Source organism: Streptomyces caniferus, assembly GCF_009811555.1.
Classification (GTDB): Bacteria; Actinomycetota; Actinomycetes; order Streptomycetales; family Streptomycetaceae; genus Streptomyces; species Streptomyces caniferus.
Genome location: NZ_BLIN01000005.1, coordinates 2,403,701 through 2,423,493 on the forward strand (window position 1 = coordinate 2,403,701; position 19,793 = coordinate 2,423,493).

Sequence of the window (19,793 nt, forward strand, 5' to 3'; positions counted from 1 at the left end):
ATCAGGACTGCTGGTGCAGCCCCAGATTCTCGTAGATTTCCAGGGTCGCCGTGGAGTGGTTCAGGGTAATGAAGTGCAACCCGGGAACATCCTCGGCCATCAAGCGTGCGCACAGTTCCGTTGCGTACTCGATACCAATGGAGCGTACCGCCGCCGGGTCGTCCTTGACGGCGAGGATGCGCTCGGCCAGCTCGGGCGGGAAGGCCGCGTTGCTGAGCTGAGCGAACCGCTCGATCTGGCGCACGTTCGTGACCGGCATGATCTCCGGAATGATCGGCGTCGAGCAACCCGCAGCCGAAACCCGGTCCCGCAGCCGGAAGTAGTCCTCGGGGTAGAAGAACATCTGGGTGATGGCGAAGTCCGCACCGGCCCGGCACTTCGCGACGAAGTGCGCCACGTCCGTGTCCCAGTCCGTCGAGCGCGGATGCATCTCGGGGAAGGCCGCGACGCCGACGCAGAAGTCGCCGGACTCCTTGATCAGCCGGACCAGGTCGGCGGCGTAGCCGATGCCGTCGGGGTGCTTGACCCACTCGCCCATCGGGTCGCCGGGCGGGTCGCCGCGCAGCGCGAGCATGTTGCGGATCCCGGCGTCGGCGTACTGGCCGATGATGTTGCGCAGGTCGGCCGTGGAGTGGTTGACCGCGGTCAGATGGGCGACCGGGGTCAGGGTGGTGTCGGTGGCGATGCGCTCGGTGGCGCGCACCGTGCCGTCACGGGAGGTGCCGCCGGCGCCGTACGTCACGGAGACGAACGTCGGCGAGACGGCCTCGATGCGGCGAATGGCGTTCCACAGGGTCCGCTCGCCCTTCTCCGTCTTGGGGGCGGCGAACTCGAACGAATACGACTGCTTGCCGGAAGCAAGCAGGTCGCGCACCGTGCGTGCGCGATCAGTCCTGGTGGAAGCTGTACCTAGGGCCATACCGGCAGGTTAACCACCGGCCGGGCGCACACCAACCGCGTCCGGCGTAATGCCTGGTTGGTCGGGTTGATGTCCACTGGGTGGACATTTTCCGGTCGCCCGGACGTCAGGACACCGCCCGGCGCCCGACACCGCACGAAGTGATCCTCGTCACCCGTCGCCGCGGGCCGGGTCCGACGGCGCGGAGAAGCCCTCGTCGTCCCAGGTGCGGATGCGCTTGGCCAGAGACGCGGCCGCCGCTCCCGGGTCGTCCGCCTCCGTGAGGGCGCGGACCACCACGATCCGGCGGGCTCCCGCCCGCAGCACCTCGTCCAGATTTCCGGCGTCGATCCCGCCGATCGCGAACCAGGGGCGCTCGGAGGCGCGGGCCGCGGCGTAGCGGACCAGGCCGAGGCCGGGGGCGTGGCGGCCCGGCTTGGTGGGGGTCGGCCAGCACGGGCCCGTGCAGAAGTAGTCCACGCCGGGTTCGGTGAGCGCGGCGTCCACCTCGGCCTCGGCGTGGGTGGAGCGGCCTATGAGGACGTCCGGGCCCAGCAGGGCGCGGGCGGCCGGGACCGGCAGATCGCCCTGTCCCAGGTGCAGCACCTCGCTGCCCGCCGCATGGGCGACATCCGCGCGGTCGTTGACCGCGAGCAGCTTCCCGTGCCGCCGGCAGGCGTCCGCGAAGACCTCCAGGTGCCGGAGCTCCTCGCCGGCCTCCATGCCCTTGTCCCGCAGCTGGACGATGTCCACGCCGGAGGCGAGCACCGCGTCCAGGAACTGCGGCAGATCGCCCTGGCGTCGGCGGGCGTCCGTGCAGAGGTAGAGCCGGGCGTCGGACAGAGCCGGGCGTGCGGTGGTCATCGGGCGGCTTCTCCCCAGGTCGGGGGCGTACGGCCCGGGCCTTCCGGTCCGTACGCCCCGCGGATGCGGTTACGGATGCTGGTGCGCTCGCCCGCGGAGTGCGGGCCGCGCCGGAGGCGTCAGACGGCGAGCGCCTGGGCCCGGCGCTTCACCTCCGTGCCGCGATTCTCGCGCAGCGCCTGGGCGGGCGTGCCGGGCAGGGTCTCATCCGGGGTGAACAGCCACTCCAGCATCTCCGCGTCGGTGAAGCCGTCGTCCTTGAGGAGGGTGAGGGTGCCGACGAGGCCCTTGACCACCTTGTCGTCCTGGATGAAATCGGCGGGCACGTGCAGTGCCCTGTTCTCGCCGCGGCGCACCGCGATCAGCTGGCCCTCCTTGACCAGCTGCCGGACGCGCGTCACCTCGACGCCGAGCTGTTCGGCGATGTCGGGGAGGGTGAGCCAGGCGGGGACGAGTCCATCGATGTTTGCGTCAATCTCGGTCACAGGACAAGCCTGCCACCTCACACTGACAGCCGGTAGCCGGGCATCGCCATCAAGGGCTTCCTGCACACCGGAGGGTGACGGCGGGCACCCGGGCGACGACGCCCGCCGCGGCACCCGGCTACCGCGCCGCGGCCTTCAGCGGCACCGACGCGTCGGCCGCCCGCTCCCGGTCCAGGAGCGTGCCCCGCTCGATCAGCTTGCGCCCCTGGGCGAGGTCCCGCGGCCGCCCCACGGCCAGCAGCGCGACGAGCCTTCCCGCCCGTCGGCCGCCACCGCCCCGATCCGACTGCGCTTCGCGCGCACCCCCCTCACTGCGCAGCCAGAGCACCGACCAGGCGGCCCCGGCCGGGTCGCCGCGCCAGACCAGCTCGTCGGCGTCCCCGTGGTGGCCGACGTACTGCACGAACCGGCCGAACTGCTCCGACCAGAAGTACGGGACGGGGTCGTAGGCCACCCCTTCCGCCTCGCCGCGGGCGATGTTCTCGGCGACCGTGCGCGGGCCCTGGAGCGCGTTGTCCCAGTGGTGGATCAGCAGACGGGCGCCGTAGCGGGCCGACGGGAAGGAGGCGCAGTCGCCGACGGCGTAGACATCGGCGACGGAAGTGCGCAGCTGTTCGTCGGCCAGTACGGAACCGTCCTGCGGCGAGACCTCGACGCCCGAGCCGGCCAGCCAGCCGGTCGCGGGACGGGCGCCGATCCCGACGACCACCGCGTCGGCGGGCAGCACCGTGCCGTCGGCGAGGGTGACCGCGCCCGCCGTGACGGAGGCGACCCGGGCGCCGGTGCGCAGCTCCGCGCCCGCGTCCGCGTACCAGCCGGTCATGTGGGCGGCGACCTCGGCGGGCAGCGCACCGGCCAGCGGGCGGTCGGCGGCCTCGACGACGGTGACCGCGCAGCCCGCCTCGCGCGCCGCGGTCGCGAACTCGGCGCCGATCCAGCCGGCCCCGACGACCACGATCTCGTGCTGGGCGGCGAGCACCGGCCGCAGCCGCTCGGCGTCGTCCAGGGTGCGCAGCAGATGGACGCCGGGCAGTCCCTCGCTGCCGGGCAGCACGATCGGTTCGGCGCCGGTCGCGAGGACCGCGTAGTCATAGGGGACCGGGCCCTCGGCCGTCTCGATCACATGGGCGTCCGGCACCAGGCCGGTCACCGGGCGGCTGAGGTGGAGGGAGATGCCGAGCCCGGCGAAGTCGACGTCGAAGGCGGAGCCCTCGGCCTTGCCCAGCAGCACCGCCTTGGACAGCGGCGGACGGTCGTAGGGCTGGTGGGGCTCGTCGCCGAGGAGCGTGATCGCGCCGGGCCAGCCCTGTTCGCGCAGGGCGACAGCGGTCTGCACACCCGCGATTCCCGCGCCGGCGATCACGACGTGCGGCGTGCGGTCAGGGGCCTGGGAGGACTTGCTCTGCTCGCTCACCCGATCACTCTAGGACGGGGCGTGACGCGGCTCGCAGCAGCGCGCAAGGAGATCTCTGACACAGCGTCACCGCCGGACCGGCCCGGGGCGCGGGCCCCCGGGAGGCCGGGGCGCTGCCTTACGGCGCGTCGTGGCCCCGTATTAGGGTGACGGATACACGCACTCGCGGGAGCCCGGACGCACCGGGCTGAGAGGGAGGCTGGCCGGCCTCCGACCGTACGAACCTGATCCGGGTCATGCCGGCGAAGGGAGGGGCTGGATGCCCATGCAGGCAGCTGCCACACGATCGAAACCCACCCCGCGCAGCCCCGATGTGCTCGTCATCGGCGGCGGCATCATCGGCCTGGTCACCGCCTGGCGGGCGGCCGTGCGCGGGCTGAGTGCCGCGGTGGCCGACCCCGCGCCCGGTGGCGGCGCCGCCCGGGTCGCGGCCGGGATGCTGGCCGCGGTGACCGAGCTCCACTACGGCGAGCAGACCCTGCTGGGCCTCAATCTGGCCTCCGCGCGGCGCTACCCCCGGTTCGTCGAAGAGCTGGAGGAGGCCGCGGGCCGGACCGTCGGCTATCGGCGGTGCGGCACCCTGGCCGTCGCGCTGGACGCCGACGACCGCGCCCACCTGCGCGAACTGCACACCCTGCAGACCCGCTCGGGCCTGGAGTCGCAGTGGCTCACGGGGCGCGAGTGCCGACGGCTGGAGCCGATGCTGGCCCCCGGCGTACGCGGCGGCCTGCGGGTGGACGGCGACCACCAGGTCGATCCGCGCCGGCTGGCGAGCGCGCTGCTGGCGGCCTGTGAACGCGCCGGGGTGGCCTTCCACCGGAGCCGGGCCGTACGGCTGACGGTCGACGGCGGGCGGGCCGCGGGCGCCGAACTCGCCGACGGCACACGGGTGCCGGCCGGCCAGGTCGTCCTGGCCGCGGGCAGCTACAGCGGCCGGCTCGACGGCGTGCCCGACGAGGTGCTGCCGCGGGTGCGCCCGGTCAAGGGCCAGGTGCTGCGGCTGCGGCTGCCGGAGATGCCCGCGGACAGCCCCGCCTTCCTCTCGCGCACCGTACGGGCGGTCGTCCGCGGCGGCCCGCTCTACCTGGTCCCGCGGGAGGACGGCGAGCTGGTCGTCGGCGCCACCAGCGAGGAGCTGGGCTGGGACACCACCGTGACCGCGGGCGGGGTCTACGAGCTGCTGCGGGACGCGCACGAGCTGGTCCCGGGCATCACCGAGCTGCCGCTCGTCGAGACCTGCGCCGGGCTGCGCCCCGGCTCCCCCGACAACGCCCCGATGCTCGGGCCGACCGCCCTGCCCGGCCTCCATCTCGCCACCGGCCACTTCCGCAACGGAGTGCTGCTCACCCCGGTCACCGGTGACGCGATGGCCGAGGTCCTGGCCACCGGGCTCCTCCCCGAAGAGGCCCGTCCCTTCTCCCCCGCGCGCTTCTCCCCCACGCCCGAACGGCCCGCGGGGACCCCCCTCGCCGCCCCGGGTCCCGAGCGCACCCGTGCCCCACAGGAGCAGCCCGTATGAACGCCGCCCCCTCCACCCCGCCCGTCTCGGTGTCCGTCAACGGGGAGGCCCGCGAGATCCCCGGCGGGCTGACCCTCGACCGGCTCGTCGCGACGCTGTCCCAGGCGCCCTCCGGGGTGGCCGCGGCGGTCAACGACGTCGTGGTGCCCCGTACCCAGTGGCCCACCACCCCGCTCGGCGCCGGCGACCGCGTCGAGGTGCTCACCGCGGTCCAGGGAGGCTGATCCGCAGACATGGCCGACACCGCAACGCTCCGGGGGACGGACCCCGGAGCATCCGACAGCGGCTTCGCCGCGGGCTCCGACGCCCTCACCCTCGGCGGCACCACCTTCGGGTCCCGTCTGATCATGGGGACCGGCGGCGCGCCCAGCCTCGACGTCCTGGAGCGGGCGCTGCTCGCCTCCGGCACGGAGCTGACCACGGTCGCCATGCGGCGGCTGGATCCGACCGTGCAGGGCTCGGTGCTGTCCGTACTGGAGCGGCACAAGATCAAGGTGCTGCCGAACACGGCGGGCTGCTTCACCGCGGGCGAAGCGGTGCTCACCGCCCGGCTCGCCCGCGAAGCGCTCGGCACCGACTGGGTCAAGCTGGAGGTGGTCGCCGACGAGCGCACCCTGCTGCCCGACCCGATCGAACTGCTGGACGCCGCCGAGACCCTGGTGGACGACGGTTTCACGGTGCTGCCCTACACGAACGACGATCCGGTACTGGCCCGCAAGCTGGAGGACGTGGGCTGCGCCGCGATCATGCCGCTGGGCTCGCCGATCGGCTCCGGCCTGGGCATCCGCAATCCGCACAACTTCCAGCTGATCACCGAACGGGCCGGAGTCCCGGTCATCCTCGACGCGGGCGCGGGCACGGCGTCGGACGTCTCACTCGCCATGGAGCTGGGCTGCGCGGCGGTGATGCTGGCATCCGCGGTGACCCGTGCGCAGGAACCGGAGCTGATGGCGGAAGCGATGCGGTACGCGGTCGCGGCGGGACGACTGGCGCACCGCGCCGGCCGGATCCCCCGGCGCCACTTCGCCCTGGCGTCCTCCCCCACGGAGGGAATGCCGGAACTGGACCCGGAACGGCCGGCGTTCTGAATTCCCTGTCGGGTTTCGGCTTCCCACGTTTTTTCTTTCCCGCCGTTGTGGTTGCGACTGGCTTTGCTTCCCACGTTGTCGGCTGTCCCGCCGTGGTGGTTGCTCGCCGTTGCGCCTGCGGCGGGCCGGGGTCCGCTGCGCGGGGCTGTGGGTGCGGTGACGGGCCTGCGGGGCAGGGGTGTGGGACTGCTTCGCTTTACGTCCCACACCCCTGCCCCTCCGGCCCGTCCCCTCCCGTGGGGGAAGTAAGTGACGGTGAGTGGGGGCGGGCCACCCATCACCGCTTCTAGGTAACCCACGAGGTGCACCGGACCACCTACCTGCAGCCCCACCACCGTTTCTCCCTCCCACCCACGGGAGGGGACGGGTCGGAGCGGGTGGGGGTGTCCGGACGTAAAGCGAAGCAGTCCGGACACCCCCACCCGCGCAGGCCCGTCACCGCACCCCGACAGCCCCGCGCAGCGGCCCCGCCCGCCGCAGGCGCAACGGCGAACAACCACCACGGCGGGACAGGCAAAGCGCAGCGGACAGGCAAAGCGCAGCGGCCGGGCACCGCGTCAGCGGGCGACAAACGGCGAGCAACCCCCACGGCGGCAAAGACAAAGACGTGGGAGGCAAGCCAAGCGCCGCGACCCGTAGACTCGTCCCCCGTGGATACGACCCTTCAGGACCCGCTCGTGGGCCAGCTGCTCGACGGCCGCTACCGCGTCCAGGCGCGCATCGCCGCAGGCGGTATGGCCACGGTCTATCAGGCCATGGACACCCGGCTCGACCGCGTGCTCGCGCTGAAGGTGATGCACCCGGGGCTCGCCACGGACGAGGCGTTCGTCGAGCGCTTCATCCGTGAGGCGAAGTCGGTCGCGCGGCTGTCGCACCCGAATGTGGTGGGCGTCTTCGATCAGGGCGCGGACGGCACGTACGTGTACCTCGCCATGGAGTACGTCGCCGGCTGCACGCTGCGCGACGTGCTGCGCGAGCGGGGCGCCCTGCAGCCGCGGGCCGCGCTGGACGTCCTGGAGCCGATCCTGGCCGCCCTGGGGGCCGCGCACCGCGCCGGCCTGGTGCACCGCGACATGAAGCCGGAGAACGTCCTGATCGGCGACGACGGCCGGGTCAAGGTCGCCGACTTCGGTCTGGTGCGCGCGGTGGACACCAACACCACCGCCTCGACCGGCTCGGTCCTGGGCACCGTCTCCTACCTCGCCCCCGAGCAGCTGGAGCACGGCACCGCGGACGCCCGGGTCGATGTCTACGCCTGCGGTGTGGTGCTCTACGAGATGCTGACCGGCGGCAAGCCGCACACCGGCGGCACCGTGGCCCAGATCCTCTATCAGCATCTGCACGAGGACGTGCTGCCGCCGTCCGGGCTGGTGCCCGGCCTCGCGCCGCAGCTGGACGAGCTGGTGGCGCTGGCCTGCGCCCGCGATCCGCAGCTGCGTCCGCAGGACGCGGTGGCGCTGCTGTCCCGGGCGCAGGAGGCCCGTGCGCAGCTGACCGACGCCCAGCTGGACATCGTGCCGCCGGAGGCCAGGGAGCTCGCCGCGGGCGACGGCTCGGAGCGTACGGACGTGATACCGCGTACGGCCGGCGTCCAGCTGCCGCTGCCGGAGACCGGCGAGGCGGGGCTGGACCGCACCAGCCGGCTGGAGGTGCCACAGGCCTCCGAACAGACCACCCGGCTGCGGCCGGTGCCCGCCGAGGAGGCGCCCCGTGGCGGGCTGCTCCAGCGGCGGCGGCTCGCCACCGTCATCGCGGCCGTCCTGCTGGTCCTCGGGGTCGGCACGGGCGTCTGGTACATCAACTCCGGCCAGTTCACCACCGTCCCTGCGGTGCTGGACATGACACAGGCCAAGGCCGAGAAGACCCTGCGGGACGACGGGCTGGGCGTGAAGGTGGTGCGCGGCTTCAGCTCGAACGTGGAGCGCGGCCATGTCATGAAGACGGATCCGGCGAACGGCAAGCGGATCCGCGGCACGGGCACGGTCACCGTCACCATCTCCCGCGGACCGGAGATCGTCGACGTCCCGGATCTGTCCGGCACCCCGGTCGCGGACGCCAAGCGCAAGCTGCGCGACCGCGGGCTGGTGCCCGGCACCGTCACCCGGGAGTTCAGCGACGAGGTCGCCAAGGGCTCGGTGATCCGTACGGACCCGGACGCCGGGAGCAAGCGGCGTCCCGACACCGCGGTGGGGCTGACCGTCAGCCGGGGCAGCGCGGTCGAGGTGCCCGGAGTGCTCGGCAACGACCGCGCGGACGCGGCGGCCACCCTGCGCGCGGCCGGCTTCCAGGTCCGCTTCGCCGACCAGCCCGTCTTCTCCACCCAGGACAAGGGCACCGTCGCCCGGCAGACCCCGGCGGAGGGCGGCAGGCTCGGCAAGGGCGACCCGGTCACCCTCACGCTCTCCAAGGGCCCGGAGATGATCCCCGTCCCGGATGTCACCGGCAAGAACGTCGACGACGCCAAGAAGCAGCTGACGGACCTGGGCTTCCAGGTCGAGGTGAAGAAGCCGTTGCTGTTCCCGCAGGACACGGTCGACTCCCAGTCCGTCGAGGCCGGGAAGAAGGCGCCGAAGGGCGGCACGATCACCATCGAGCTCAAGGGCGCGCTGTAGGGCCCGCCGGCGGTGTCCCGCGGCTGCCGTCCGGCGGGCGCGGGGCACCTGGCACCCTGGGAGGGTGAGTACCTCCCCCGAGGGCGCCGAGCGTCGCGCCCGTGCACGTAACCCGGTCGGCGGCCATGTGCCGGTGGCCGGCGGCCTGGCGAAGACCGGCCTGCCCTACGCCCGCGAGATGGGCGACGAGGTCGTCCAGGTCTTCGTGGCCAATCCGCGCGGCTGGGCCACCCTGCCCGGCAGCCCCGAACAGGACGAGGCGTTCCGGGCGGCCTGCGCCCTGGAGGGGATTCCGGCGTACGTCCATGCGCCGTATCTGATCAACTTCGGTTCGCACACCGAGGCGACCGTCGAGCGGTCCGTGGACTCGCTGCGGCACTCGCTGCGCCGCGGTCGGGAGATCGGCGCGCGCGGCGTGGTCGTGCACACCGGATCGGCGACCGGCGGGCGGCCGCGTGCGACGGCGATGGCGCAGGTCAGGGAGCGGATGCGGCCGTTGCTCGACGAGCTGACGCACCCGGACGACCCCTGGCTGCTGCTGGAGCCGACGGCCGGGCAGGGGGCGTCGCTGTGCGCGCTGGCCGAGGATCTCGGGCCGTACTTCGACGCGCTGGACCGGCATCCCAAGCTGGGGGTCTGTCTCGACACCTGTCATGCGTTCGCGGCCGGGCACGACATGGCGGCGCCGGGCGGTATGAAGGCGCTGCTGGACGAGCTGGTGGACGTCACCGGCGAGGGGCGGCTGAAGCTGATCCACGCCAATGACTCCAAGGACGTGGTCGGCGCCCACAAGGACAGGCACGAGAACATCGGCGCGGGTCACATCGGTGCGGAGCCCTTCGGTGAGCTGTTCCGCCACCCGGCGACGGACGGTGTGCCGCTGGTCGTCGAGACCCCGGGCGGCAAGGAGGGGCACGCGGCGGACGTGGCCCGGCTCAAGGAGCTGCGCGGGTAAGGAGCCCGTCGGCCACGGCGTGTCCGCGATCCGGACGGCTTCGTGGACGGGGTGGGCGGTCGGTCGCCGTAAGGGGTGTTCCGGGTCTGCCGGGCCGCCCCGTCCGGCGGGCGGCGGGATCAGAGCTCGGGGCCGTCCCCGGGCTCCTCCTGGTACGAGTAGCGCTGCTCCTGCCAGGGGTCGCCCAGGTTGTGGTAGCCGCGCTCCTCCCAGAAGCCGCGGCGGTCGGCCCGCATGTACTCGATGCCGCGGACCCACTTGGGGCCTTTCCAGGCGTACAGATGCGGCACGATCAGGCGCACCGGGAAGCCGTGCTCCGCGGTGAGGAGCTCACCGGAGCGGTGCGTGGCGAAGAGGCACTTCTCGGCGGCGAAATCCTCGATGCGCACATTCGAGCTGAAGCCGTACTCGGCCCACACCATGACATGGGTGACATCGGGTGCCGGGGGTGCGAGTTCCAGGATCGTCCGGGTGCGCACCCCGCCCCATTCGGCTCCCAGCATGCTGAATTTCGTCACGCAGTGCATATCGGCAACGACCGTGGTGTACGGCAGCGCCGTGAATTCCTCGTGCGACCAGCAGTGTTTCTCGCCGTCGGCGGTGGCGCCGAAAGCCCGGAACTCCCAGCGTTCGGCGCGGAACTTCGGCACCGGCCCGTAATGCGTCACCGGCCAGCCCCGCTGCAACCGCTGTCCCGGAGGCAGCTGAGGATGCTCCTCTTCGCGGCTTTCCGGCTGACCCATGCCCTCCATGTTGTCAGACCGGAAGGGGTGCCGATGACCAGGGAGAGCGGGATTCGGGCAACTCGCACTAAGCATGCACTTACTGGACGCCCCGCTCCGGGCGGTGCGAGGATGCGGCACCTGCCCAGTTACTCGCGTGGAAGGAGCCCGCAGCCATGCAGGGCGACCCCGAGGTCATTGAATTCCTCAATGAGCAGCTGACCGCCGAGCTCACCGCGATCAATCAGTACTTCCTGCACGCCAAGATGCAGGAGAACTTCGGCTGGACGAAGCTCGCGAAGTACACCCGCTCAGAGTCCTTCGACGAGATGAAGCACGCAGAGATCCTGACGGACCGGATTCTCTTCCTCGAAGCTCTGCCGAATTACCAGCGGCTGTTCCACGTACGGGTGGGCCAGACCGTCACGGAGATGTTCCAGGCCGACCGGCAGGTCGAGGTCGAGGCCATCGACCGGCTCAAGCGTGGCATCGAGCTCATGCGTACCAAGGGCGACATCACCTCGGCGAATATCTTCGAGGACATCCTCGCGGACGAGGAGCACCACATCGACTATCTCGACACCCAGCTGGAGCTGGTGGAGAAGCTCGGAGAGGCGCTCTACATCGCCCAGGTCATCGAGCAGCCGAGCTGAGCGAGCGGCCGGATGCCCACCCTCTGCCCGCCTCGGAACGGCCGCGGGGGATCCCCGTCGCCCCTGAGGGCTAGGCGGCCTCCGAAAGCGCCGCGGGCGCCACGGCGTCCGCCTCCACGCCCAGCGGCTCGGGCGCACCGCTCTCGATGAGCTCCCGGCGGGGGCAGGCGCCCCGGCCGAGCAGTGCCTGGATGCGGCGGACGCAGCCGCCGCAGTCGGTGCCGGCCTTGCAGGCGGAGGCGATCTGCCGGGGCGTGCAGGCACCCGTGTCCGCGTGCTCACGGACCTGCTGCTCGGTGATCCCGAAGCAGGAGCAGACGTACACGCGGCTTCACCTTCCGTGGCGGCACCTCATCCATCCGGCTGATCTTGGGTGAGGTAACCCTTACCTTACCTGCCGCGGCGGGGGCTGCACAACGCAGTGGGGCGCGGATCACAGATCCGCGCCCCACTCTCGTCCGTCCCCTGCTCGTCAGTGCAGGTCAGCGGCTCGCCGGCTCACTGGTCGCGGTACATCTCCGCCACCAGGAAGGCCAGGTCGAGCGACTGGCTGCGGTTGAGCCGCGGGTCGCAGGCGGTCTCGTAGCGCTGGTGGAGGTCGTCGACGAAGATCTCGTCGCCGCCGCCCACGCACTCGGTGACGTCGTCACCGGTCAGCTCGACGTGGATACCGCCCGGGTGCGTGCCGAGGCTCTTGTGGACCTCGAAGAAGCCCTTGACCTCGTCCAGCACGTCGTCGAAGCGCCGGGTCTTGTGACCGGAGGCGGCCTCGAAGGTGTTGCCGTGCATCGGGTCGCAGATCCAGGCGACCTGCGCGCCGGAGGCGGTGACCTTCTCGACCAGCTCGGGGAGCTTGTCGCGGACCTTGTCCGCTCCCATGCGGGTGATGAAGGTGAGCCGGCCCGGCTCCCGCTCCGGGTCGAGACGCTCGATGAGCGTCAGCGCGTCCTCCGGCGTCGTCGTCGGGCCGAGCTTGACGCCGATGGGGTTGCGGATGCGCGAGGCGAACTCGATGTGCGCACCGTCCAGCTGACGGGTGCGCTCGCCGATCCAGACCATGTGGCCGGAGACGTCGTAGAGGTTGCCGGTGCGCGAGTCGACCCGGGTCAGCGACGACTCGTAGTCCAGGACCAGCGCCTCGTGGGAGGCGAAGAACTCGACGGTGCGGAACTCCTCCGGGTCCACCCCGCAGGCGTTCATGAAGTTCATCGCGCGGTCGATCTCGCGGGCCAGCGCCTCGTAGCGCTGTCCGGAGGGCGAGGACTTCACGAAGTCCTGGTTCCAGGCGTGCACCTGCCGCAGGTCGGCGTAGCCGCCCGTGGTGAAGGCGCGCACGAGGTTCAGCGTCGCCGCGGAGGCGTGGTACATCCGCTTGAGCCGCTCGGGGTCCGGGATCCGGGCCGCCTCGGTGAACTCGAAGCCGTTGACGGAGTCGCCGCGGTAGGTCGGCAGCGTCACCCCGTCGCGGGTCTCGGTGGGCTTGGAGCGCGGCTTGCTGTACTGGCCGGCGATCCGGCCGACCTTGACCACCGGGACGGACCCGGCGTAGGTGAGTACGGCGCCCATCTGGAGGAGCGTCTTGAGCTTGTTGCGGATGTGCTCGGCGGATACGGCGTCGAAGGCCTCCGCGCAGTCGCCGCCCTGAAGCAGGAACGCCTCACCGCGGGCGACCGCTCCCAGGCGCTCGCGCAGCTGGTCGCACTCGCCCGCGAAGACGAGCGGCGGATAGGACTCGAGCTCCGCGATCACATCGCGCAGAGCCTCTTGGTCCGGCCAGTCAGGCTGCTGCGCCGCGGGCAGGTCTCGCCAGGTGTGGCCACCGGCGTGGGTTTCAGCGTTCACGGTCACACTGCCCACATTACGGGGTCCCGGGAGAGTGTCCGTCCCGGTATCCGGACTTTGAGACGCACTGCACTCGGACGGTCCGGTAGGGTGCCCCTCATGTGCACGCGACCGGCGACGAACAGCAACTGGTGGTGGACCGCTCATCCGGCGGCCCACTGATTCGCGCGCACACCACACACTTCGCGAAGGCCGCCCGAGGGGCGGCCTTCAGCCTTTGCGGCGGCCGTTCCTCCTCTTCCTGGAAGGAACCCCGTCATGCACCGCGAGGCCCCTGCCCGCCCGGACGCCGCCGCACTCGTCGAGCGGCTGCTCGACCCCGCCTGCCCGCCCTTCGCCCTGCTCCACCGCCGCTCACCCGGGCGGGAGGCGGCCTCCCCCACCGTCGAGGTGCTGATCGGTGACGTCGACGAGGTCGGGCGGCTGGCCGACATCCCGCTCGGCGAGGGGGTGCCGGACGCGCCGGTGACCGACGCGCTCGCGCTGATCCCGTTCCGCCAGATCCGCGAGCGCGGCTTCCGGGCCCACGACGACGGCACGCCGCTGGCCGTGCTGCGCCCCCGCGAGAGCGCGGAGCTGCCGCTCGACGAGGTGCTGGCGGCGCTGCCCACCCAGGAGGTGCGGGTGACGGACGGGGCCTTCGACGTGGACGACGACGCCTACGCCGAGATCGTCGGGCGGGTGGTACGGGACGAGATCGGCACCGGCGAGGGCGCGAACTTCGTCATCCGCAGGACGTTCGAGGGCACGATCGAGGACTTCTCGGCGGCCGACGCGCTGGCGCTGTTCCGGCGGCTGCTGGCCGGTGAGCGCGGTGCGTACTGGACGTACGTGGTGCACCGCCCCGGGGTGCGCACCCTGGTCGGCGCCAGCCCCGAGGTGCATGTCCGGATGACCGGCGGCAGGAGCGAGCGCGGGCCGCTCCCCTCCGAGGACGGCGGGCGGGAAGCCGGCACGGTCGTGATGAACCCGATCAGCGGCACCTACCGCTACCCCGAGGGCGGCCCCACGGCCGAGAGCCTGCTGGCGTTCCTCGGCGACCGCAAGGAGGTCGAGGAGCTGTCCATGGTGGTGGACGAGGAACTGAAGATGATGTGCACCGTCGGCGACCGGGGCGGGGTGGTGATCGGGCCCCGGCTCAAGGAGATGGCGCACCTCGCGCACACCGAGTACGAACTGCGCGGCCGGTCCACGCTCGATGTGCGCGAGGTGCTCAAGGAGACGATGTTCGCGGCGACGGTCACCGGGTCGCCGGTGCAGAACGCCTGCCGGGTGATCGAGCGGTACGAGCCGGTGGGCGCCGACGGGCGGGGCCGCGGCTACTACGCGGGGGCGCTGGCGCTCATCGGGCGGGACGCGGGCGGCGCGCAGACGCTGGACTCGCCGATCCTGATCCGTACCGCCGACATCTCCGCCGACGGCCGGCTGCGGGTGCCGGTCGGCGCCACCCTCGTCCGCGCCTCCGACCCGCACAGCGAGGTCGCCGAGACGCACGCCAAGGCCGCGGGCGTGCTGAGCGCGCTGGGGGCCGTGCCGGCGCCCGTGCGCGCGACGGGCGGGGACCGGCGGCAGCGGCTGGCCGACGACCCCCGGGTGCGGGCCGCGCTGGACGCCCGCCGCGCCGACCTCGCGCCCTTCTGGCTGCGGATGCAGACCACCGCGCCGATCGCCGGGCTGAGCGGGCACGCGCTGGTCGTCGACGCGGAGGACACCTTCACCGCGATGCTGGCGCATCTGCTGCGCACCTCGGGACTGACGGTCACCGTGCGCCGCTTCGACGAGCCGGGGCTGCGCGAGGCCGCCCGCGCGCACCGGGGCCCGGTCGTGCTGGGCCCGGGGCCGGGCGACCCGTCGGACGCCACCGACCCCAAGATGCGTTTTCTGCGGTCGCTGACCGCCGAGCTGCTCGCCGGGCACCGTTCGCCGCTGCGGCACGGGGCGGACGCGGCGAGCGGTACGGGCGGGCGGCCGGAGGGCCTGCTGGGGGTCTGCCTCGGGCACGAACTGATCGCCGCCGAGCTGGGGTTGGAGATCGTCCGCAAGGAAGTGCCCTACCAGGGCGCGCAGGAGCGGATCGACTTCTTCGGGCGTCCGGAGACGGTCGGCTTCTACAACACCTTCACGGCCCGCTGCGACGACCGCACGGAGGAGGAACTCGCCATGCACCGCGTGGAGTTGAGCCGGGACGCGGACACCGGGGAGGTGCATGCCCTGCGCGGTCCGGGCTTCGCCGGTGTGCAGTTCCACCCCGAGTCGGTGCTGACCCTGGACGGCGCCGCGGTCACCGCGCAACTGCTGGCAGCTGTCCTCGTGTGACCAGCATGTTCTCGTTGGTGCGGTGGGCCAGGTGGTCCTCGACGTTGGCCACGGTGGCCTCGACGATCTGGCCGACCGCGTCCTCGGTGAAGTACGCCTGGTGCGAGGTGACCAGCACGTTCCCGAAGGTCATCAGGCGGGCGAGGGTGTCGTCGTCGACGATGTCCAGGGACTTGTCGAAGAAGAAGAACTTGGCCTCCTCCTCGTAGACGTCCAGGCCGACGCCGGTGAGCCGGCCGGCCTTGAGCGTCTCGACGAGGGCCGCGGTGTCGACGAGCCCGCCGCGGCTGGAGTTGACCAGGATCGCGTCGTCCTTCATCGCGGCCAGCGCGGCGGCGTCGACGAGCCGCCGGGTCTCCGGCACGAGCGGGACGTGGAGGCTGACCAGATCCGCCTCGGCGAACAGCCGCTCGCGGGGGACGTACTTCATGCCCAGTCCGACACAGCGCGGGTTCTCGACGAGGTCCCAGCCCAGCAGGTTCATCCCGAAGCCATGGGCGATCCGGGTGAACGCCTCGCCGATCTTGCCGGTGCCGAGCACCCCCGCCGTCCGCCCGCGCAGATCGCGGCCCATCAGGCCGTCCAGCCGGAAGTCGAAGTTGCGGGTGCGGTTGGTGGCCCGGACGATCCGCCGGTTGACGGCCAGCGCGAGGGCCCAGGCGAATTCGGCGACCGCGTGGGGGGAGTAGAAGGAGACCCGGCCGATGCTCATCCCGAGGTCGGCCGCGGCCTCCAGATCGATGTTGTTGAAGCCCGTGGAGCGCTGGGCGATCAGCTTCGTCCCGCCGGCCGCGAGGGTCTGCAGGACGTCCGCGCCCAGATCGGCGTTGACGCTGGAGCTGACGATCTCGTAGCCGTGCGCGATGGGCGCGGTGTCGCGGTTGAGGAAGACATCCAGGCTGCGGACCTGGTGACGGCCGGCGAAGGCCTTCTCCAGGAACGGCCGCTCATCTGCCTGCACCCCGAAGGCGACGATCTCCACGAGCTCTCCCGGTTCTCCGGCCGGCTGTGCACCACCACCCATGGGGCGAGTGGCCGGACATATCGCGTAGGGCGAATATACGGCCGCTCGCCCGGAGGTGCCGCCCGGAGCGCGGGACGGCGGCGGCCGGCGCGGGGACGGGAACGGTGGCGGGCCCGGCGGCGGGCCCGGCTCAGCCGAAGAACACGCCGGCCTCGGCGTAGAGCGACGGGTCGACGGTCTTCAGCCGTGCGGTCGCCTCCGCGATCGGCACCCGGACGATGTCGGTGCCGCGCAGCGCGACCATCTTCCCGAAGTCGCCGTCGCGCACCGCGTCGATGGCGTGCAGCCCGAAGCGGGTGGCCAGCCAGCGGTCGAAGGCGCTGGGCGTGCCGCCGCGCTGGGTGTGCCCCAGGACCGTCGTCCGCGCCTCCTTGCCGGTACGCGCCTCGATCTCCTTGGCCAGCCACTCCCCCACACCGGAGAGCCGGACATGGCCGAAGGAGTCGGTGGAGTCGTCCTTGAGCACCATCTGGCCGTCCTTGGGCATCGCGCCCTCGGCGACGACCACGATCGGGGCGTAGCGGACCTTGAAGCGGGATTCGATCCAGCGGCAGACCTGCTCGATGTCGAAGCGCTGCTCCGGGATGAGGATGACGTTCGCCCCGCCGGCGAGACCGGAGTGCAGCGCGATCCAGCCGGCGTGCCGGCCCATCACCTCGACGACCAGCACCCGCATATGGGATTCGGCGGTGGTGTGCAGCCGGTCGATGGCCTCGGTGGCGACGCCGACGGCGGTGTCGAAGCCGAAGGTGTAGTCCGTGGCCGACAGGTCGTTGTCGATGGTCTTGGGGACGCCGACGCAGGGGATGGCGTGTTCGCCGGAGAGCCGGGCGGCGACGCCGAGGGTGTCCTCGCCACCGATCGCGATCAGCGCCTCGATCTCCTGCTTGGCGAGCGTCTCCTTGATCCGGCGGACGCCGTCGTTCTCCTTGAAGGGGTTGGTCCGCGAGGAGCCGAGGATGGTGCCGCCGCGGGGCAGGATGCCGCGCACCGCCGGGATGTCCAACGCGACCGTGTCGCCTTCCAACGGCCCGCGCCAGCCGTCCCGGAAGCCGACGAATTCGTATCCGTACTCCTGGGTGCCCTTGCGGACGACACCCCTGATCACCGCGTTCAGACCCGGGCAGTCGCCGCCGCCGGTCAGTACTCCGACCCGCATCGCTGCTTCACCTACATCCCGTCAGTGGCCGCGCACGGCCGTGTGTGAGCCGACGCCGGTCACGCTAATGGTGATCTGGGTCACTTCGGGATGGGACAAACGTGATGTCCGTGATTTTCCGGGGAGTTGGTGCGGGGCGTTCACCCGTACGAGCGGCTCCTTCCGGGTGGCGGCCCGGCCGGGCGGTGCGCGCCGGTCACGCCTCGTCGAGGCCGCGCTCTATCGCGTACCGCACCAGCTCCACGCGGTTGTGCAACTGGAGCTTGCCGAGGGTGTTCTGGACGTGGTTCTGCACCGTGCGGTGCGAGATGACCAGCCGCTCGGCGATCTGCTTGTACGAGAGCCCCTTGGCGACCAGGCGCAGCACCTCGGTCTCCCGGTCCGTCAACTGCGGTGCGCCCGGCTCGTCCGGCGCCGCGGGGGCCGGTTCGGTCGCCAGCCTGCGGTACTCGCCGAGCACCAGACCGGCCAGGCCCGGGGTGAACACCGCATCGCCGGCGGCCGTGCGCCGTACCGCGTCGAGCAGTTCCTCGGTGCTCGACGACTTCAGCAGGTAGCCGGTCGCGCCGGACTTGACCGCCTCCAGGACATCGGCGTGCTCACCGCTCGCGGACAGCACCAGCACCCGCAGCGCCGGATTGGCGCCGACGAGTTCCTTGCACACCCGCACGCCGGGCAGCCCGGGCAGGTTGAGGTCCAGCACCAGCACCTCGGGCCCCGCGGCCTGTGCCCTGCGCACCGCCTGGAGACCGTCACCAGCCGTCGCGACCACCTCGCACCCGGCCTCCGCCAGGTCCCGTGCGACCGCGTCCCGCCACATCGGGTGGTCGTCGACCACCATGACCTTCAGCCCCTGCTCGCTCACGCTGTGACCTTCCCCCGTTTTCCGCCCTCGGGCGCCGTGCCCTTGGGGACCGTCAACTCCACTTCCGTGCCCTGGCCGGGGACCGAGATCCACTCCGCGCTGCCGCCCAGGTCCCGCAGCCTGCCGCGGATCGACAGGGCCACCCCCAGACGGCCCTCGCGCTCGGCGTCCGCGAGCCGGCCCTCGGGGATGCCGGGGCCGTCGTCGCGGACCGTCACGATCACCGCGTGCGGTTCGTCCTCCACCAGGATCCATGCCTGGGCCTCGGCCCCCGCATGCACCCGTACATTGTCCAGCGCGGCACTGACAGCGGCCGCGAGCTCGGCCGCCGCGGCGGGCGGCAGCGCGACCGGGGCGCCGGGCTCGGAGAAGGTGACACCGGCACCCGCGTACGGCGCGAGCAGCGCCCGGACGTCGCACGGTCCGTCGCCGGCCGGCGACGGGACGGCCACGGCGGTCGCCGCGACGGACTCCCCCGCGCCCCCGCCTGCCTGGTGCGGCACCGCGGCCGCCGCGGCGCCGGACCGGACCCCGGGCGGCGACACCAGCCCGCCGGCGACCAGGGTCCGCAGCGCGACCTCCTGCTCACCGGCCATCCGGCCGAGCTCGCTCGCCTCGCCGCCGATCTCGGCACCGCGCCGCTGCACCATCGCCAGCACCTGGAGCACGCTGTCGTGGATGTCGCGGGCCAGCCGCTCGCGTTCCCGGGTGGCGGCGTCGATCTGCAGGGCGCGGGCGAGGGTGCGCTCACTGGAGCGGGCCACCTCGACGACGTAGCCGAGGCCGACGCTGGCCACCCACACCAGCACCACGTTGTGGATGGTGTCGCGGGCCAGCTCCTGGCGCTCGACGAGGTTGGCCACCGCCACCACGGTGGAGGCCACCGCGGCCCAGCGCCAGCCGCCCTTGATCGCGAAGCCCAGGACCGCGCCCGCCGTCCAGATGGACGGCAGCGTCGGCCCGCCGCCCATGATGCGGGCGTGGGTGTCGACCACCAGCGTGAGCAGGATGCCGCCGACCGCGAAGCCGAGGTCGGCGATCAGGAACTGCCGGGTGCAGCGCTCCGCCGAGATGGTGCAGCGCCAGGTCAGCACCATCCAGACGGTGAGCACGCCCATGTAGGCGGCGGCGCCCAGCGGATGGGCGTAGTGCCGGTAGGAGAGCGCGACCAGGCACAGGGTGTAGACGAGGGTGAGGATCCGGTAGCCGGTGAGCGCGCGCCACAGCGGGAGCTCGACGGACATCCGCAGCACCTTCGGGGGGCGGGTGCCATGACGTCTGGCGGTCATGGCACCGCTCGCGGTTCGTGTGCCGGTATCCGTGTCCGTATCCGTCATTGCCGTCCCCCTCGCCGGGCGCGCTCACGCCCGGTCTCGG

The 19,793-nt window shown here is 72.3% G+C and carries 18 protein-coding genes and 1 riboswitch; of the genes, 7 read left to right on the forward strand and 11 right to left on the reverse strand.

Annotated elements, in window-relative coordinates:
- Position 1: 1 nt before the first annotated feature.
- From metF to Scani_RS27160, 4 genes are all read right to left on the reverse strand, one after another.
- The gene (gene metF / locus Scani_RS27145; RefSeq protein ID WP_159480441.1) at positions 2–919 is read right to left on the reverse strand and encodes a methylenetetrahydrofolate reductase [NAD(P)H]; all 918 of its coding nucleotides are present in this window, start codon (positions 917–919) and stop codon (positions 2–4) included.
- Between the two features lie 150 nt (positions 920–1,069).
- The gene (gene thiE / locus Scani_RS27150) at positions 1,070–1,762 is read right to left on the reverse strand and encodes a thiamine phosphate synthase (RefSeq protein ID WP_159480442.1); all 693 of its coding nucleotides are present in this window, start codon (positions 1,760–1,762) and stop codon (positions 1,070–1,072) included.
- Positions 1,763–1,881: 119 nt separating this feature from the next.
- Positions 1,882–2,247 carry an Rv2175c family DNA-binding protein gene (locus tag Scani_RS27155; protein WP_159480443.1) on the reverse strand — a complete coding sequence of 122 codons (366 nt, stop codon included), beginning with the start codon at positions 2,245–2,247 and terminating at the stop codon, positions 1,882–1,884.
- 118 nt (positions 2,248–2,365) lie between these two features.
- Positions 2,366–3,661, reverse strand: a complete 1,296-nt coding sequence (locus Scani_RS27160) for an NAD(P)/FAD-dependent oxidoreductase (protein ID WP_159480444.1) — start codon at positions 3,659–3,661, stop codon at positions 2,366–2,368.
- Between the two features lie 155 nt (positions 3,662–3,816).
- Positions 3,817–3,929, forward strand: a riboswitch (TPP riboswitch).
- Here Scani_RS27160 and thiO point away from each other — a divergent pair.
- The 5 genes from thiO (at position 3,921) to Scani_RS27185 (ending at position 9,835) form a co-directional block, all read left to right on the forward strand.
- Complete coding sequence (gene thiO / locus Scani_RS27165; RefSeq protein ID WP_371872380.1) at positions 3,921–5,180, forward strand: glycine oxidase ThiO; 1,260 nt, start codon at positions 3,921–3,923, stop codon at positions 5,178–5,180. Its footprint overlaps the riboswitch before it by 9 nt.
- On the forward strand, positions 5,177–5,404 hold the full coding sequence (gene thiS, locus Scani_RS27170; protein ID WP_159480445.1) for a sulfur carrier protein ThiS: 228 nt from the start codon (positions 5,177–5,179) through the stop codon (positions 5,402–5,404). The genes thiO and thiS overlap by 4 nt, the downstream gene beginning before the upstream one ends.
- Positions 5,405–5,413: 9 nt before the next feature.
- Positions 5,414–6,268: a thiazole synthase gene (locus tag Scani_RS27175; RefSeq protein WP_159480446.1), complete on the forward strand. Its 855-nt coding sequence runs from the start codon at positions 5,414–5,416 to the stop codon at positions 6,266–6,268.
- Positions 6,269–6,918: 650 nt separating this feature from the next.
- Positions 6,919–8,880, forward strand: coding sequence for a Stk1 family PASTA domain-containing Ser/Thr kinase (gene pknB / locus Scani_RS27180; RefSeq protein ID WP_159480447.1), 1,962 nt, complete (start codon positions 6,919–6,921; stop codon positions 8,878–8,880).
- Positions 8,881–8,944: 64 nt separating this feature from the next.
- Positions 8,945–9,835 carry a deoxyribonuclease IV gene (locus tag Scani_RS27185; protein WP_159480448.1) on the forward strand — a complete coding sequence of 297 codons (891 nt, stop codon included), beginning with the start codon at positions 8,945–8,947 and terminating at the stop codon, positions 9,833–9,835.
- A gap of 119 nt (positions 9,836–9,954) precedes the next feature.
- Here Scani_RS27185 and Scani_RS27190 read toward each other — a convergent pair whose 3' ends face one another.
- Complete coding sequence (locus tag Scani_RS27190; RefSeq protein ID WP_159480449.1) at positions 9,955–10,578, reverse strand: sulfite oxidase-like oxidoreductase; 624 nt, start codon at positions 10,576–10,578, stop codon at positions 9,955–9,957.
- A 155-nt stretch (positions 10,579–10,733) separates the two neighbouring features.
- Here Scani_RS27190 and bfr point away from each other — a divergent pair, with 155 nt between their 5' ends.
- On the forward strand, positions 10,734–11,210 hold the full coding sequence (gene bfr, locus Scani_RS27195) for a bacterioferritin (RefSeq protein ID WP_159480450.1): 477 nt from the start codon (positions 10,734–10,736) through the stop codon (positions 11,208–11,210).
- 70 nt (positions 11,211–11,280) lie between these two features.
- On the opposite strand, the gene Scani_RS27200 is transcribed toward bfr, so the two are convergent.
- Together Scani_RS27200 and Scani_RS27205 are read right to left on the reverse strand one after the other, a co-directional pair.
- Positions 11,281–11,535 (reverse strand): (2Fe-2S)-binding protein, encoded by a 255-nt coding sequence (locus tag Scani_RS27200; RefSeq protein WP_159480451.1) that lies wholly within the window; start codon positions 11,533–11,535, stop codon positions 11,281–11,283.
- Between the two features lie 173 nt (positions 11,536–11,708).
- Positions 11,709–13,058: a class II 3-deoxy-7-phosphoheptulonate synthase gene (locus Scani_RS27205; RefSeq protein ID WP_159480452.1), complete on the reverse strand. Its 1,350-nt coding sequence runs from the start codon at positions 13,056–13,058 to the stop codon at positions 11,709–11,711.
- Positions 13,059–13,310: 252 nt separating this feature from the next.
- Here Scani_RS27205 and Scani_RS27210 point away from each other — a divergent pair, with 252 nt between their 5' ends.
- Positions 13,311–15,368 (forward strand): anthranilate synthase family protein, encoded by a 2,058-nt coding sequence (locus Scani_RS27210; protein ID WP_159480453.1) that lies wholly within the window; start codon positions 13,311–13,313, stop codon positions 15,366–15,368.
- Here the strand turns inward: Scani_RS27210 and Scani_RS27215 are convergent.
- From Scani_RS27215 to macS, 4 genes are all read right to left on the reverse strand, one after another.
- Positions 15,334–16,350 (reverse strand): 2-hydroxyacid dehydrogenase, encoded by a 1,017-nt coding sequence (locus Scani_RS27215; RefSeq protein WP_159480454.1) that lies wholly within the window; start codon positions 16,348–16,350, stop codon positions 15,334–15,336. The genes Scani_RS27210 and Scani_RS27215 overlap by 35 nt on opposite strands.
- A 172-nt stretch (positions 16,351–16,522) precedes the next feature.
- Positions 16,523–17,551, reverse strand: a complete 1,029-nt coding sequence (locus Scani_RS27220; RefSeq protein WP_159480455.1) for a 6-phosphofructokinase — start codon at positions 17,549–17,551, stop codon at positions 16,523–16,525.
- A 196-nt stretch (positions 17,552–17,747) separates the two neighbouring features.
- Entirely contained in the window at positions 17,748–18,392 is a 645-nt protein-coding gene (locus tag Scani_RS27225) for a response regulator (RefSeq protein WP_371872437.1), read from the reverse strand.
- Positions 18,393–18,412: 20 nt separating this feature from the next.
- Positions 18,413–19,705, reverse strand: coding sequence for a MacS family sensor histidine kinase (gene macS / locus Scani_RS27230; RefSeq protein ID WP_371872381.1), 1,293 nt, complete (start codon positions 19,703–19,705; stop codon positions 18,413–18,415).
- Positions 19,706–19,793 lie beyond the last annotated feature (88 nt).